Here is a 15,729-nt window from a genome sequence, read left to right as displayed (position 1 = left end):
TGGCAGGAAAGATTTACTCGAAATAATTCTCGCATATCGATTCCCGGTCTTGCAAGTCGAATGCGAAAACGCGAGCATGTCGAAAATTATCCGGATACTCGGCAACGGACCATGGCAAGCACGGAATTCGCGGCGGCCCGGAAGCGCGCGGCGCATCCTTTCGGTATCATTCTCCTTCTCAGCGTGCTTGTGAACCTGCTCATGCTGACCGGGTCTATCTACATGCTGCAGGTCTACGACCGGGTTCTGCCGAGCGGCTCGGTCGAGACCCTGATCAGCCTGACGTCGGTCATGCTCTTCCTCTTCGCGATGATGGGCCTTCTCGATCATGGCCGCGCCAGGATCGCGGCGCGGGCCGGAGCGGGCTTCCAGTCCGATCTCGATGGCCCGGTTTTCGCCGCGAGCCTCGATGCGGCCCGCGGCGATCCGCAGGACGCCGCCACGGCGGCGGGAAGCCGGGATCTCGAGACACTCTCCCGCCTTGCCGCTTCACCGGCCTTTCTCGCGCTCTTCGATCTGCCCTGGATACCGCTCTTCATCGGTGCGATCTTCGTCCTCCATCCCGCGCTTGGCCTCCTTGCTGTCGGCGGCGGGGCGATCCTGGTCGCCGCCGCCATTGCCGGCCAGGTCATGAGCGCCCCTCGTCAGGAGGCGAGCGCAGCGGCCGCCCTCGCGGCCGACCGGATGCTGCGGGAGATCCGCTCCGGCAACGACACCGTGTCAAGCCTCGGCATCGGTCGTGCGGTCTTCCTGCGCTGGCGGGAGCTTCAGCGCCTGTCGATCCTGTCCTGGCTCGATCTGAGCGACCGGCATGGTGCATTCTCGGTTTTCTCGCGGACGTTCCGGCAGATACTGCAATCGCTCATCCTCGGGTTCGGCGCATTCCTCGTGATCCGGGGAGAAATGTCCGCGGGCGGCATGATCGCCTCCTCGATCCTCGTCGGGCGGGCGCTCGCGCCGATCGATGTGCTGATCGGGCAATGGGGCGCGCTGCAGAAGGCCCGTGGTTCCTGGAAACGGCTATCGGGCCTCATGACCCATGCGCCGGCGGCGGCCCGCACCGCCCTGCCCGCGCCCGCCGGCCATGTCCGGCTCGAGAATGTCGTGGCCGGCCATCTCCCGGGCAGCCCGGTCCTCAGGGGCATCTCCTTCGAGGTCGGCCCCGGGAGCGCGCTCGCCATCGTCGGGCCGAGCGGCTCGGGCAAGACCACGATTGGCCGCCTCCTCACCGGGGGGCTGACCCCGGCGTCGGGGCGCGTTCTTCTCGATGGGGCGCCGCTCGGGCAATATGATCCCGACAGGATCGGCAGCCATGTCGGATACCTGCCGCAGCAGGTCCGCTTCCTGCGCGGCACCATCGCCGAGAACATTTCCGGCTTCGCCGCGGACGCCTCGGCAGCGGCGATCGTCGAGGCGGCCCGCATCGCCGGAGCCCATGAGCTGATCGTGTCGCTCAAGGCGGGCTATGACACGCTCCTGGATCCTGACGCGCCCTGCCTGTCGGGTGGCCAGTTGCAGCGCATCGGCCTCGCGCGGGCCGTCCATGGCGTGCCCGCCCTCGTCGTCCTCGACGAGCCCAATTCGAGCCTCGATCACGACGGGTCGATCAGGCTGAACCGCGCCGTGCGCGAGATGCGCTCACGGGGCGCCGCCGTGATCGTGATGGCGCACCGGCCCTCGGCGATCGAGGAATGCGACCTGATCCTGGTTCTTGACGGTGGCGCGGTCCGCGCCTTCGGCCCGCGCGAGAAGATCCTCTCGCCCGCCGGTATCCGGGAAGGAGAGGCGGCATGAAGACCGAACCGATCTGCGGCGCCGCGGCGCTGCGTCTGCGTCCGCGGGTGATCGCGACGACCATCCTCTCGGTCCTGCTCGTCGCCGGCCTCGCGGCCTGGTCGGTCTTCGGTTCGCTCTCCGGCGCGGTGATCGCCCAGGGCGAGATCGGCCTCGAAAGCGACCGGCTGGCGGTTCAGCATCCCGATGGCGGCGTCGTCGAGGAGATCCTCGTCGATAGCGGCCAGGCGGTGCGGGCGGGCGCGGTCCTGGTGCGGCTCGACGAGGCGGACCTCGCGCCGGAGGCGCGGATTCTCGAGGACCGCCTCGTCGAGCTCCGGGCCCGGATCGCCCGCCTCGAGGCTGAGCGCGATGGCGGTGACGAGGTCGACTTCCCCGCCGATCTGGTCGCCCTGGCCGAGAAGGTGGGTGGCGCCGGGATCCTCGACGGCGAGCGTGAGCTTTTTGCCGCCCGGTCCGAGACCGAGCGCCAGCAGGAGGCTCAGATGCGCAAGCGCGAGGACCAGGTGCGTGCCCGCATCGCCGGTCTCGAGGTCCAGTCAGCCTCCCTCTCGCGCCAGGCCGGGCTGCTCTCCGAAGCGCTTGCGATCCAGGAGGATCTTTCGGCGAAGGGGGTCGCACGGGCCGGAATTGTCCGGGAGGCCGAGCTGGCCTTCGTCGAGGCCGAGGGCAGCGCGGGCGCGATCGAGGCCGATCTGGCCGGGGCCCGCGAGATGCTGGCCGAGATCGGGCTGCAGATCCTCAACCTCGGGGCGTCGCGTCGGGAGACGGCCCTGTCGGAGCTGCGCGACATCGATGTCCAGGAAGCGGAGACCGCCGAGCGCCTTGCGGCGATCCGCGCACGGCTCGGACGGCTGGAGATCCGCGCGCCGGTCGACGGGATCGTCCACGACCTGCGGGTTGCGGGGCGGCGCGCGGTGCTGAGCCCCGCGGATCCGGTCCTGTTCATCATTCCGGCCGAACGCTCCAGCCACCTGATTGCCCGGATCGATCCGCGGGACATCGACCGGGTCATGGCCGGGCAGCGCGCGTTGCTCACCTTCCCCGCCTTCAGTGCCCGCAGCCTGCCGAGGGTCGAGGGAGAGGTCCTCAGGGTCTCGCCGCACGTGATGTCCGACGCGCGGTCCGGGGCGCGCTGGTACGAGGCCGAACTGCGGGTGACCGCCGCCGGTCTTGCGGTGCTCGGGGGCCGCGATCTGGTGCCGGGCATGCCGGTGGAGGCCTTCTTCCTGACCCGCGAACAGGCCCCGATCGCCCTCATGATGGAGCCGCTGACGCGCTTCCTTTCGCGGTCGATGCATGACGGCTGACGATCAGTGCCGGGTCGGCGCGCCCCAGGTCACCCACATGCCCGCGTAAAGGCCTTCGGGCGGCCGCGGCCGCTTGCTGTCGTCGGCATGGGGCGAGACGGCCTGCGCATAGAGATCCGCCGTGACCGCCGAGATCAGCCGCGATGAGCGGATCATGGGGCTCTCGACGAGGTGCTCGAAGAAGACCGGATCCTTGCGGATCGCACGGCCGAAACCACGGCCATCGGCGATAGGGAACTCCATCGAGATCGCGTCGTCGCACTGGTTGGCGAGTTCGGTATATTCGATCTCGCCGAACCGTTCGGCCGGAAAGAGGCCGCGCATATGCTTGGCTGCCGCGGCCTCGAAGGTCGGGTCCGTGAAGACGATCCCGTAGTCCGCGACCGGGAACTCGTCGGGGTCGAAGAAGAACAGGATCTCGTGAACCGGGCCGCCGGACCGCGTACTGTCGTCGTACCAGGATTCCGACTGGCGTTCGTAAAGCACCGGCGTGACCTCGACCTCGTCGATGCCGTGGCGCGCGAGCAGGTCGTGATTGGCGTGCCGGGCCTTGCGCGTCGTGAAGGCCGGCAGGACGACGGGGGCGAACTCGATGAACAGGAGATCGCCCTCATTGACGGGAAAACTTTTGGGAAAGAGCATGATCAAACACCATTCGGTCAGGAAATGGTTAGCTCGGTCCTGACCAATCGGTCAAGCTTCTTGCGCGGCCTGGTGGCACGAAAGTCGAGATCTGTGCGGCATTCGTCTTTTCGTCCGGAGGGTCCATAATCCAGCGGAAACGTTCGAGGAGTTTTACGGATGAAGAAGGGCTGGATGCAGTTCATGTCGGAGGCCCCGATGATCGGTCTCAGGCCGCATCCGGGCAGCGCCCCGGACGCGGACGGTCCCGCGGAGATGACCGCCGAGGCCTGGTTCAGGGTCTACAATTGCCACGAGACCCGCGAGGCGGCGCTCGCCTCGGCCAATGACGATCACGAAACGATCCTTGACGCCTACCGTGAGGGCAACATGGAGGTCGATCTCGATGATCTCGAGGAGGGTGAGACCGAGGAGGATCGCATCCTTGCGGAGGCGGGCGATCCGGACGAGGTCTGGGAGGTCGAGGTCCACGACAACGGTGACCTCGTCGTCTACGACGGCGGCTCGGCGGAATTCGCGGTCCGCCTCACCGCCGAGGATATCTACCGCAAGGGCTTCGGCATGCCGCTGCCGGCGATCCTTGCTGGCGACACGCCGGCGCCCTGAGGCGCCAGGCGTCTCGGCTTCCTCATGATCTTTCACCTTTCGGAATTCATTTTCGCAAGTTAGGATGCCGCCATTCTGACCGAGGAAGCGCCCAGATGACCGAAGATATCCGCCGTCGCGCCGAGGCCCTGCGCGACGAGATTGCCCGTGCCGACATCGCCTATCACCAGAAGGACGACCCGATCCTGAGTGACGCGGATTACGATGCCCGAAGGCGCGATCTCGCCGCCCTCGTGGCCGCGGATCCCGGGCTCCGGGATATGGCGGACCCCCTCGGCAAGGTCGGCGCCCCGGCCGCGGAGGGTTTCGGCAAGATCCAGCACGCGAAGCCGATGCTGTCGCTCGCCAACGCCTTCGAGGGTGAGGATGTGGAGGGCTTCCTCGCGTCGGCGCGCAAGTTTCTCGGCCTCGCCGGGACCGCGCCGCTCCGGGTGGTCGCGGAACCCAAGATCGACGGGCTCTCGCTTTCGCTTCGCTACGAGGACGGCCGCCTCGTCCATGCCGCGACACGCGGCGATGGTGCGATCGGCGAGGATGTGACCGCCAATGCCCGCACGATCCCGGACATTCCACAGCGCCTGACGGGAGCCCCCCGGATCCTCGAGGTCCGCGGCGAGGTCTACATGATGCATGTCGACTTCCATAATCTCAATGCGGCCCAGGCGGCCCGGGGCGGCAAGATCTTCGCCAATCCGCGCAACGCCGCCGCCGGCGCGCTCCGTCAGCTCGACGCCGAAAAGACCCGTGAGCGGCCTCTCGCCTTCTTCGCCTATGGCTGGGGCGAGACCTCCGGACCGCTGGCGCCGACCCAGACCGGATCTGTCGCGCGTCTCGCGGAGCTCGGCTTCGTCACGAACCCGCTGATGCGGTCCTTCGATGAGGCCGGGGACCTCCTCGACCATTACGCGGCGATCATGAAGATGCGGGCTGGCCTCGGATACGACATCGACGGCGTCGTCTACAAGATCGACGACCTCTCCCTGCAGGAGCGGCTCGGCTTCCGCTCGACGACGCCCCGCTGGGCCATCGCCCACAAGTTCCCCGCCGAACTCGCCTGGACGCGGCTTCTTGCGATCGACATCCAGGTCGGCCGCACCGGGATCCTGGCGCCCGTCGCCCGCCTCGAACCGGTGACGGTCGGCGGTGTCGTCGTCTCGAACGCGACGCTGCACAACGAGGACTACATTGCCGGGCGCGACGCGAAGGGTGGCGCAATCCGCGAGGGCCGCGACATCCGCGTCGGAGATCTTGTCCAGATCTACCGGGCGGGCGACGTGATCCCGAAAGTGGCTGATGTCGATCTGGCGCGGCGTGCCCCCAACGCCCCGGCCTTCGCCTATCCGGCCACCTGCCCCGCCTGCGGCTCCGCGGCGATCCGCGAGACCGGCGAGGCCGTTCACCGCTGCACGGGCGGCATGATCTGCCCGGCCCAGGCGATCGAGAAGCTGAAGCATATCGTCAGCCGCGAGATCTTCGACATCCAGGGCTTCGGCGCCTCGGTCGTCGAGGAGATGTGGGATCAAGGATGGGTGAGGGAGCCGGCCGACATCTTCACCCTCGAGACTCGTCCGCTCGCCGGGATCATCGGCTGGCGCGAGAAATCGGCCGAAAAGCTCTTCGCCGCGATCCGCGAGGCGCGCCGGCAGCCGCTCGACAGGGTGATCCACGGGTTTGGCATCCCGCTCGTCGGCGCCACCGTCTCGAAGCTCCTCGCCCGCCCACGCGATGCGCCAGCCCGCCGAAATGGCCGCGATCGGGCGGCTCGCCTCCATGCTCGAGATCGCAGATACCGTTGCGCCCGTCGCCACGGACAGCCCGGTCGCCGGCAAGACGCTGGTCTTCACCGGCACCCTCGAGAAGATGTCGCGCCAGGAGGCCAAGGAGCGCGCCGAGGCGCTCGGCGCCAAGGTGGCGGGTTCGGTGTCGCCCAAGACCGACCTCGTCATCGCCGGTCCGGGCGCCGGCTCCAAGGCGGCCAGGGCCGAGGAGCTTGGGATCGAGATGATCGACGAGGACGCCTGGCTGAGGCTGGCCGGGCTTGCCGGGGAGGATCCGGCGCCGGCGCCCTGAAATCTGAAGGCGGAGTTCTCTGGCCGAGGAACTCCGCCCTCAGGTCTTCGCAGGCCCGGGCTTGATCGGCCGCCCGCCCGGCGCCGTCAGAGGGAAGGAGACGAGTCCGACGGCTTCCAGGCATGATCCAGGATCAGCTGGGCGTTGGCCTTGACGGCGGCCTCGTCGGCGAGATTGAACTTCAGGGCGATGTCCGTGGCCTCGGGATCATCCGCCGTCGTGCAGTGCCGGAGGAACAGCGGGCAGAATTCCCAGTCGAAGCTGTCGTCGTAGCCCAGCCCCCTGGCGGTCTCGTAGACGATATCGCAGGCCTCGGAGAGTCCGACGATCCCTGCCCGGACGTCGACAGTACCGTGGATATCCCGGAGCGCCTGGACGCCTCTGAACAGGGCATGGGTGGGTTCGATGCACTGCTCCCAGAGACAGGCCGCCGTGTTCATGGCTTCGGTGTCATATTTCATTCGATCTTCTCGCGTTGGAGTCTGCCGGCCGGATCATGTCGGCGGCGTGCGGATCGTAGCGCCAGGGCCTGAAAATTCCTGCCGGTATTCGCATTTCGCCGCCATGAGGCGCGCCCGGACCGAGACCGTCGATCAGGCCGCGCCAAGCGTGCGATTGAAGGTCCGGGCAGCGCCCGTGAGCCGGTAGAGCTTCGCTGGACGCTTGCTCACCCCCGCCTGCGCCTCGCCAGTCTCCTCGATCATGTCAAGATCGAGCACTTTGCGCCGGAACGAGCTCGCGTCGATATGATCGCCAAGAACGATCTCGTAGGCGCGTTGCAGCTCGGGAAGGGTGAAGCTTTCAGGCAGGAGCGCCGCGGGCAGCGAGGAATAGGCCCCCTTGCCGCGCAGCCGCGCCACCGCGTCCCGGACGATGCGGCCATGATCAAAGGCGAGGTCGGGCAGGCCATCGACCGCGGCGAGCGAGACGTCTTCCGCCAGGTCCGGCAACAGGTCGCGGGGAACAAGGGCGAGAAAGGCGACCGAGATCGACCAGCCGCGAGGATCGCGCGCGGGTCCGGAATAGGTGGCGAGCTGTTCGATATAGAAGTTCGGCAGCCCCGCCTTTGTGCGAAGCACTCGCAGGGCCGCCTCTTCGGCGCTGTCATCCTCCCCGGGGCGGATATAGCCCCCGGGAAGCGCCCAGGCGCCCGCGAAGGGTGCGCGCTGCCGGCGATGGACGAGAACCTTCAGGCTGCCCTCGTCAAGGGTCAGGATCACGGTGTCGACAGTGGCGATCGGGCGCCAGTCGCGCCGATCCGCATCAGAGGTGGGCATGAGGGGCTCCCTGGCATTCCCGGACATGCTAGATCAATAAAGAGCAACTTGCAAGTTACAAATCAATCTGACATGATTGGTCTGCGAAAATGGAGGTGGCGATGACCCTGACTGCCAGAGATATCCTTGGCACCACGCCCGCCGCGGCAGCGACGCTCTTTCCGGGTTCCGTGAGAGAGATCCGCCGCGCCTTCCACCGCCTTGCCGCGGCCTGGCATCCCGACATCTGCGCCGAGCCCGAAGCGACCCGGGTCATGGCCCATCTCGTCACCCTGCGCGACCGCGCGCTGGCCGTTTCCGGCGCGGCCGGGCAGCCCCGCCGGGGTCCGGCGGGCCGGACCCTGCGCACCGCGGATGGACATGATCTGGCGATCGCGCCGCGCGCAAGCCGCACGGCCGATCACGGCGAGATCCTCGTCGGTTCCCGGACCATCGCGACGGTCTATCCCGCGGATCTCGTGGATCTCGCGGCGCGGGAGGTTGCGGCGATCGCCGGCTTCCGTTTCGCCGATCCGGGGATGGAGGCGCAGATGCGCCCGTTTCTGCCGCGCCTCCTTCGAGAAACGGCCCTCGAGAGTGGTGGCCGCCTCACGATTCTCGAGCGCAACCCCGAGGAAATCCTGCTCGCCGACCTTCTCGCCCACGCCGGCGCGATGCCGCCAGTTCACGCCGCGTGGCTCTGCTCCGGCCTGATGAATATCGCGGCCTGGCTTGGATGGCACGGCCAGGTTCACGGCGCGATCGGTCCCGAGACGGTGCTCGTCAACCCGAAGACCCATTCGGTGCGACTTGCGGGAGGCTGGTGTTTCGCCGTGCCGATGGGAACGCGGCCCGACCTGCTGCCGGCGCGAAGCCTCGATGCCCTGCCCCGCCTCGCGGTCGCCGGAACCGGGACCGACGCCCGCACCGATGCCGAACTGGTGCGCCTCACCGTGCGTGAGGCGCTCGGCGATGCCGCCGGCAGCCAGCTTCATGACGGGACCGTCCCGGCGCCGATCGCGGCCTGGCTGAGCTTCCCGCCCGCCGGTGACGCGATGCGCGACTATGCCGGGTGGCAAAAGGCGCTGGTGGAGGCCTGGGGACCGCGCCGCTTCGTGGAGTACGCGGTCACCGCCGAGGACGTCTATGCCTGACGGCGGGTTTCGGTATTCGTTATTAAAATGTATCTTGCAACTTGCAACTTGATACGCTATATCCGGACCAGGACATCACAGGAGAGCATCATGGGCAATGGACGTTGGGACGCCGCCGATTGGCAAAGTTACAGCAACTCGAACGTGACCGGCAAAAGCCAGGCGCAGGTCTTCACCTCTCGCAGCATGAAACCCGAATTCGACCCGGCCAAGATCGCGATGCGCGAGAGCCGTGACAGCGCCGACAACCCGGCCTCGACGCCGATCATTCTCGCCTCGGACGTGACCGGCTCGATGGGCATGATCGCCGAGAAGCTGATGCGGGACGGGCTCAATACGCTCGCAACGGGCATCTACGATCGCAAGCCGGTCACCGACCCGCATATCCTGATCGCCGCCGTCGGCGATGCGAAGACCGATCGGGCGCCGCTGCAGGTGACCCAGTTCGAGGCGGATATCCGTGTCGCCAAGCAGGCCCGTGAACTCTGGCTTGAGGGCAATGGCGGCGGAAACCATGGCGAAAGCTACTGCCTCGCGCACCTCTTCGCCGCACTGAAGACCGCGACCGACGCCGCCGGAAAGCGCGCCCGCAAGGGCTATCTCTTCACGATCGGCGACGAGCCGGTGCATGACGGCGTGACCCGGGACGAACTTGCGCGCGTTCTCGGCATCCGGCAGGAGCGCGACCTCACCGCCCGCGACTGCGTCGAGATGGCGCAGCGCAACTGGGAGGTCTTTCATATCGTCCTCGCCAATGAGGGGTACGCCCGCCACAGCCTCGACAGCGTCCTGAGGACCTGGAAACCGATCCTGCCGGAGCGGACGATCCTTCTGGAGGACGTGGATGCGCTGGCCGAGACCGTGATCTCGCTCATCCAGGTCACCGAGGGCGCGCTCGCCGCCGATGTCGCCGCGAGCTGGTCCGGATCGACCGCGCTTGTCGTGGCCAATGCGCTGAAGGGCGTCCCGGCGAAGGCCGGTGCGGCCCGCGGCCTCCGCCGGCTGTGAGGCCTGCCGCGAGGGGCGCTGCAGCGCCCCTCGTTTTCGTCGGGCCGGCCTCTGCCGGTGGCAATAGGAGAGGAACGGAAATGGCAGCGATCTTGGCACATGCCATCATCGGCGCGGGCTGGGGCGACGAGGGCAAGGGGCTCGCCACCGACGCGCTGGCCGCGCGGCTCGCCGGCGAGGGCCGCGAGGTCACCGTCGTGCGCTCCAACGGCGGAGCCCAGGCGGGTCACGGCGTCGCGCTCGCCGATGGCCGCCGCCACGTCTTTCACCATGTCGGCTCGGGCAGCTTCGCGGGGGCCGCGTCCCACCTCTCGCGTTTCTTCGTCGCCCATCCGATGATGCTCGGACGCGAGATCGACGCGCTCGATGCGCTTGGCGCCCGCCCGACACGGATCACGATCGACCCGCGCGCCATCGTCACCACGCCCTGGGACATGGCGATCAACCAGGCCGTCGAGATGGCCCGCGGCGGCGCGCGCCACGGTTCCTGCGGCCTCGGCTTCGGCGAGGCGATCGAGCGCCACGAGAACGGTTTCGCCCTGACCGCTGGCGACATCCGACGGCCCGGACTCCGGAGCCGCCTCGAACGGATCCGCGACGAATGGCTGCCCGCCCGCCTCGCGAGGCTGGGCCTCGATGCCGGAGCGAGCCCGCTCCGTGATGTGCTTCTCGGCCGCACCGATCTCGTCGCGCCGTTCCTCGCCGATTGCGCTTGCTTCGCCGCAGCAGTCGATCTCCTCGATGACGCGGCGCTCGGCCGCCACGGCGCGGTGATCTTCGAGGGCGCCCAGGGATTGCGCCTCGACATGGAGTTCGGCGAGTTCCCGCATGTCACCCGGTCCCATACCGGGATCCGCAACATGCTCGCGATCGCGGCGGAGGCCGGGATCGGCGAGATCCGGCCCCTCTACATGACCCGCGCCTACGCGACCCGGCATGGCGCGGGCCCCCTGCCCCACGAGCTTCCCGAAGCGATGGCCGCGGGCCGCCTGCCCTGGGCCGAGGTGGTCGACCTCACGAACGCGCCAAATGCCTGGCAGGGAACCCTGCGTTTCGCACCTCTCGACGTCACCGGGCTCGGTGCGATCATCGCCCGCGACATCGCGCTCGCGCAGGGATCCGGGATCCGCGTGATACCGGCAGTCGGACTGACCTGCATCGACCAGATCCGGGGTTGCGCCAGGATCGTCGAGGCTGGACGCGAGATCGAGGTGACGGCGGACGCGCTCACGACCGCCGTCGAGGCGGCGACAGGGCTGCCGGTGCGGCTTCTCTCGAAAGGCCCGACACGGAATACGGCCGGGCTCGCCCTCGGCGATGAGCCCTCCTTCGGCCGACAGCGCGAGATCCGTCTCAAGGCGGAGATCGACCGGCGAGAAGCCGAGCGCGCGCTCTCCCGGCTTCGGGCCCGCGCCGCGCGCGGCGACGGGCTGTCGGTTTCCGAGGAGGCATGGCTGAAACGGGCCGACCGGATCGAGGCCGCGCGGCCCGAACCGGACGGCCTCGGCCCGGAGATGGCCTGATGCCGGAGATGGCGCCCGACTTCACCGCCCACGCCCACCCGGTGATGGCGGTGCCCTGCCCCACCTGCCGCGCCGGCACCGGCTCCTGGTGCCAGCGCCCGAGCGGACACCGGGCGAGCAACTTCCACAGGTCGAGAGGCGCGGCGGCGGACGCGGCCTTCACTTGTCAACATGGCGAGTTGGCCTCGATCGCGCGGACGCCGGAGGGCTGGATTGTGGACCCGGACGGGCTCAGGCCGCGCGAAGGGGGTCTTGCAGCCCGAAGGCGTCCGGAAACGGGTCCAGAATAAGCTATAGCCGTTTGTGTTTTTCGCAATTCCCTCCGATCCTGACCGTGATCGGGAAGGGGTGTCGGAATGCTTGTCAGAACCATCGCGAAAAAGCCGATGCACGTCTATACGAGCCTTGCCCCGTCAGGAGAGGCCTCGTTCTTCGACCTCATGCACGGGGCGAGCGCCGATGTTGCGGTTCGCGACTTCATCCGGAGCGTCAGGGATGCAGATGGCATGGCGCAGGTGCGCATGGCCATCCTCGATGATCTCGATGTCCTGCGGGACGCCGGCATGCTCGGAGAGCCGATCGCCGCGGATCGCGACATTCCGTACCTGGACGCCTGGAACGCCTTTCTCGACGGGGAGGCTGACGCGGAGGCTAGGCGCGAGGTCACCCTTCCGGTCATGGCGGTCATCGAAGCCGAAGCCCTCCGGCTCTTCACGGTTTCGAAGACCGTCCGCGGCCCGATCCGGACGCATCATCTCGAGGCGGGTCTGGACTTCGAAACCGCCGCGAGACGGATTGCCCGCATCGAGGAGGGCCTGGCAGGCGTGCTGACCGACGGATCGTCCCTGGATCGCCATGACGGCTATCGCTGCGCCCATTCCGGGAGCGGGTTGCTGCGGGTCAGGCTGCGGGAGTTCAGGCCGGTGATCGAGCATGCGATCGCGCGGAAGAACGCGGCATCCTGGCATCCGCTTCCTGTCATCGAGGGCCGGTTCGAGAGCGACTATCATTTCGCGATGTAGTGCGGCCGGCACGGTTCTAACCGCTGCCGCAAGGCGCGGACCCGATCAGGACAGCATCGCGGCCGGGACGCTGACCGGCACGAGATCGAGCCCGACCTCCTGCAGGAGGCGTCCGCGCAGGATCATGTCGTGGACCCGCACCCCGTAGTGCGCGAGCACCGGCGCGATCTCCTCGCTTGCCGGAACGATGTCGGCCCAGAGCGGAAAGTAGGAGGCCATCTCGCCGTTCATGACGAGGTCGAGTCCCGCCGCATCGCAGTGGTCGAGGGCCTCGCCGACCAGGCTCGGGCTCGCCGGCTCCCCCTCCCAGGAAACGAGGATGCCCATGAGCGCACCATCGGTGTCACGGAGGCTGAAGAGCTCGGGCCCACGCACGATCTCGCCCTCCTCCGCCATCGCCTCGAGATCGAGGAGCTGGCCGTAACGGCGGGTGATTTCGGTCGCGTGATCGGGCCAGCCCCCCATGCGCCGCCAGGAGCGCCCGCTCGCGAGCCGGATGAGCTCTCCGGTCTCGCCAAGATCGTCATGGGCGAACGCGGCCATCGCGGTGCCGAGGCTCAGCGCCTCGTCGAGCGAGGATCCGGCGAGCACGACGAGGTCGCCCTCGGGCAGTTTCAGCGTGAGGCGGGTCTTCAGGAAGAGGTCGACCGACTCCGGGTCATGCTCCAGGACGAGGTCAAGCTCCGTTCCGGCATGATGGAGGAGGTCGCAGAGTTCGAGCGGCAGACCACCCTTCAGGTTTCGCGCGAAATTGGTGAATTCCGGGCTTCCGTCCTCCGAGGCGATGGCGAGGGTGAAGAAGGCGATCTTCGGCTGGCTGAGATCGACCTGGAGATGGATGTCGCCGGAGATCAGGCGGAAGACCCGGCTGCCGGTGGAGATCTCGCTGACGATGGCCTCGATCATGAAGCTGCGCCTCCCGGTTCGTATTTTCGCATTTTCGCAGGTTTGCGGGTGCGGGGGAAGCGCCGATCCGCGCCGCGCCCTCCGAAATTGTGGACGCCGGCCGTCACGGTGCCGGACCCGCATCGTCCTCCCTGGCCGGAGGCATCATCCCCAGGCGGTGGATTTTCTCGATCGCCAGGAGGATCGGCCCGTCCATGTCCTGGGTCCGTGGCTCCGGCGGCAGGACCCCGCGCAGGAAATGCTGGAGCGTATGATCGCCCTCCGGCAGCCGCCCCGGCTCCGAGCGGATCTCGATGAGGCCGCGGAGCGCCCCGGTTTCGGGATCGAAAGCCGGTGCTCGCGCGATGCGGATCGTGGCCGCGACATGCTCGCGGCCCGCCTCGAGCCCGGCCAGAACGAGCAGCCGCTCTCCCTCCGCCGGCGCCAGGTCCGGCGGCAGCCCCAGGTGGCGGAGATCCTCGATATGTTCCGCCAGGGCCTCGATGAGGGTCAGGCGCGAGACGCGCCCGATCTCGAGCGGCGGGATTGCCCTCAACCGGTCCATGGCGGCGAGATCGTCCGCGGCCTCCTGCCGGTAGCCTTCGAGGGCGGCGAGATCGGCCGCTTCGCAGAGCGGGATCGTCCCCTCGCCGGTTTCGATGACAACCGGAAGCGCCATCCAGGAGCGCGCGACCTCGCCGATCCCCATGCCGTCGGCACAGGCGGCGCAATGGAGATACCAGGCCCAGTCTGTGCCGGAAACCGGCGCACCAAGATCGGCGCGGATCTCGAAATTCCGGGCGCCAAGAACCCCGTCGTCCTCCTCTCCCAGGTCGAAGATCGTCAGGTCTTCGACCTGGCCATTGTCGACATAGGCGACGAGACCGTGCCCGGGAAGGGCGCAGCCGAAGGTCGTCACGCCGTCCGCGGTGCGCCGCGGGCGCAGCACCACCTGGCCGTCCCCGTCCTTCCAGGCCGTTCCATAGTTCCGCTCGAAGATGTTCAAGTTATCCTCACTTGTTGGTCGCGTTTGCATTCAGGGACAGGGCGCGTCGTCGGCGTCAGGCTCCAGCGTTTCCAGTTCCGCGGCGAGGATGCCGAGGATCGCCTGGCCGCCATCATTGGCATCGCCGCCGGGGGACCACCAGAGGCCATCGGCAAGTGCCGGATCCGCGCTGCGGATATGGTCGAGCGTCCCTCCCGCGAGGTGGGCCGCCGCCTCGGCGAGTGCCCGGCCGATCCCCTGGCCGCGATGGCCGGCATCGACGAAGACGCCTGAGATCCAGAGCCCGATCTCCCCGGTTCCCTTTCGCGGCGGCTCGACCGAGATCGAGATATGGCCGAGAGGGCGGCCTTCCCTGCAGAGCGCCACGAGGCTGAGGTCGAGCGGCCCGGGCTTCGGCGTGAAGCCGTAGGCGGGATTGACGGTGTCCTCCTCGGCCAGCGCGAGCGCCCGGATCCGGCCCGCAAGGCCGGCCTCGTCGGCAATGATGAGCGTGTTGCCCGTCGCCGGGTCGCGCATCGGGAAAAGCCTGGAGCCGGAGGCCGCGAGGGCCTCGGAGAGTGGTCCGTCGAGCTGATCGGTCATGCGAGGTCCGGATCATCGCGCCTCGCGATGATCCGCTCGAGTTCGGAGGCTACCCCAAAAGCCTCCGGGAAGCACTCCAAGGCGCTGTCGCCGGTCAGCGCATGCCGCATGAACTGGCGTCCGAGAGCCTCGACATGGATCTCCATCAGTTCGGCGGCCTCCTCCATGTCGTCTGCCCAGATATCCTGGCCGTCGATGGCGAGGGGGCGGATGCCGTAGCCGGTGGAGCAATCAAAGACATCATGATCGAACTCCCCCGCATTGGACATGCACTCGATCTCCGAGGGCGGCAGGAGGGCAGCATTCTCTGCGAAGAGAAGCGCGTGAGCAATCTCGTGAAAGACGGTGTTCAAGTAGGATTTGAGGTATTCGTGAAGATGGATTTCGGGGTAATCGTCATCCTTGGCAAGATCTTCCGTCAGCGAGAGGAATTCCGACCTATCGGAGACGGCGAGCACCCGGTACTGGCGGGCGAAAGCCGCATCGTCCCCGAAGGGGTCTCCGTCTGGCGTGGAGACGAGATGGACGCCGAGGGCGCCCTCGCACCCGGCCAGGGCATCGTGCGAGGCGCGCGAGCAGAGGAGAACCTGGATCGCGACAGGGTCCTGCCAGAACCCTTTCGCGACCAATTCCCGGTTCATGTCAGGGTTCGCGAGGCTGGGGTGATCTTCCAGGCGCGCAAGGGCGCCACGCCAGAAATCAAGAAGCGTCTCGGGCGCATCGGCACGACCAAGGGATTTATCGTCGATCAGGGTTGTTAACATCTTCCCCGCCCTGAAGAGACGGGGATTTCCGGTCGCTCCGCGGCGGCATCGAGCCGCTCCGGAGCGAGTCGAGTTGACGCTTCGCAGGGGGCTTGAGCCCAATCCTC

At 67.8% G+C, this 15,729-nt stretch carries 14 protein-coding genes and 1 pseudogene; 8 read left to right on the top strand and 7 right to left on the bottom strand.

The genetic code is table 11. The features are described from left to right. Window positions 1-111: 111 nt before the first annotated feature. Together OM960_RS12965 and OM960_RS12960 are read left to right on the top strand one after the other, a co-directional pair. Entirely contained in the window at window positions 112-1,794 is a 1,683-nt protein-coding gene (locus OM960_RS12965; RefSeq protein ID WP_264772221.1) for a type I secretion system permease/ATPase, read from the top strand. Further along, the gene (locus OM960_RS12960; protein ID WP_264772220.1) at window positions 1,791-3,104 is read left to right on the top strand and encodes an HlyD family type I secretion periplasmic adaptor subunit; all 1,314 of its coding nucleotides are present in this window, start codon (window positions 1,791-1,793) and stop codon (window positions 3,102-3,104) included. The genes OM960_RS12965 and OM960_RS12960 overlap by 4 nt, the downstream gene beginning before the upstream one ends. Before the next feature lie 3 nt (window positions 3,105-3,107). On the opposite strand, the gene OM960_RS12955 is transcribed toward OM960_RS12960, so the two are convergent. Further along, entirely contained in the window at window positions 3,108-3,746 is a 639-nt protein-coding gene (locus OM960_RS12955) for a hypothetical protein (protein ID WP_264772219.1), read from the bottom strand. 159 nt (window positions 3,747-3,905) lie between these two features. Here OM960_RS12955 and OM960_RS12950 point away from each other — a divergent pair, with 159 nt between their 5' ends. Both OM960_RS12950 and ligA read left to right on the top strand, forming a co-directional pair. Next, window positions 3,906-4,352: a hypothetical protein gene (locus OM960_RS12950; RefSeq protein ID WP_264772218.1), complete on the top strand. Its 447-nt coding sequence runs from the start codon at window positions 3,906-3,908 to the stop codon at window positions 4,350-4,352. A gap of 95 nt (window positions 4,353-4,447) precedes the next feature. Continuing rightward, window positions 4,448-6,422: pseudogene (gene ligA / locus OM960_RS12945) on the top strand (NAD-dependent DNA ligase LigA). 86 nt (window positions 6,423-6,508) lie between these two features. On the opposite strand, the gene OM960_RS12940 reads toward ligA, so the two are convergent. After that, a complete protein-coding gene (locus tag OM960_RS12940; protein WP_264772217.1) occupies window positions 6,509-6,883 on the bottom strand; it encodes a hypothetical protein in 375 nt (124 codons plus the stop codon). A 132-nt stretch (window positions 6,884-7,015) separates the two neighbouring features. Next, window positions 7,016-7,699, bottom strand: coding sequence for an NUDIX hydrolase (locus tag OM960_RS12935; protein WP_264772216.1), 684 nt, complete (start codon window positions 7,697-7,699; stop codon window positions 7,016-7,018). 101 nt (window positions 7,700-7,800) lie between these two features. Here OM960_RS12935 and OM960_RS12930 point away from each other — a divergent pair, with 101 nt between their 5' ends. The 4 genes from OM960_RS12930 to OM960_RS12915 all read left to right on the top strand — a co-directional run bounded on the left by OM960_RS12930 (window position 7,801) and on the right by OM960_RS12915 (window position 12,385). Continuing rightward, entirely contained in the window at window positions 7,801-8,832 is a 1,032-nt protein-coding gene (locus OM960_RS12930; protein ID WP_264772215.1) for a J domain-containing protein, read from the top strand. A 90-nt stretch (window positions 8,833-8,922) separates the two neighbouring features. Continuing rightward, window positions 8,923-9,840, top strand: coding sequence for a hypothetical protein (locus OM960_RS12925; protein ID WP_264772214.1), 918 nt, complete (start codon window positions 8,923-8,925; stop codon window positions 9,838-9,840). An 80-nt stretch (window positions 9,841-9,920) separates the two neighbouring features. Continuing rightward, complete coding sequence (locus OM960_RS12920; protein ID WP_264772213.1) at window positions 9,921-11,363, top strand: adenylosuccinate synthetase; 1,443 nt, start codon at window positions 9,921-9,923, stop codon at window positions 11,361-11,363. A 356-nt stretch (window positions 11,364-11,719) separates the two neighbouring features. Then, window positions 11,720-12,385, top strand: a complete 666-nt coding sequence (locus OM960_RS12915) for a hypothetical protein (protein WP_264772212.1) — start codon at window positions 11,720-11,722, stop codon at window positions 12,383-12,385. 45 nt (window positions 12,386-12,430) lie between these two features. Here the strand turns inward: OM960_RS12915 and OM960_RS12910 are convergent, their stop codons facing one another. The 4 genes from OM960_RS12910 to OM960_RS12895 all read right to left on the bottom strand — a co-directional run bounded on the left by OM960_RS12910 (window position 12,431) and on the right by OM960_RS12895 (window position 15,622). After that, window positions 12,431-13,291 carry a hypothetical protein gene (locus OM960_RS12910; RefSeq protein ID WP_264772211.1) on the bottom strand — a complete coding sequence of 287 codons (861 nt, stop codon included), beginning with the start codon at window positions 13,289-13,291 and terminating at the stop codon, window positions 12,431-12,433. A 103-nt stretch (window positions 13,292-13,394) separates the two neighbouring features. Continuing rightward, window positions 13,395-14,276 carry a hypothetical protein gene (locus OM960_RS12905; RefSeq protein ID WP_264772210.1) on the bottom strand — a complete coding sequence of 294 codons (882 nt, stop codon included), beginning with the start codon at window positions 14,274-14,276 and terminating at the stop codon, window positions 13,395-13,397. Between the two features lie 30 nt (window positions 14,277-14,306). Then, a complete protein-coding gene (locus OM960_RS12900) occupies window positions 14,307-14,858 on the bottom strand; it encodes a GNAT family N-acetyltransferase (protein WP_264772209.1) in 552 nt (183 codons plus the stop codon). Continuing rightward, window positions 14,855-15,622: a hypothetical protein gene (locus OM960_RS12895; RefSeq protein ID WP_264772208.1), complete on the bottom strand. Its 768-nt coding sequence runs from the start codon at window positions 15,620-15,622 to the stop codon at window positions 14,855-14,857. Before OM960_RS12895 ends, OM960_RS12900 begins: the two co-directional genes overlap by 4 nt. Window positions 15,623-15,729: the final 107 nt, after the last annotated feature.

The organism is Defluviimonas salinarum (assembly GCF_026013545.1).
GTDB lineage: Bacteria > Pseudomonadota > Alphaproteobacteria > Rhodobacterales > Rhodobacteraceae > Albidovulum > Albidovulum salinarum.
The sequence above is the reverse complement of the archived record's forward strand: the minus strand, read 5'-3'. Positions and strand labels throughout refer to the sequence as shown.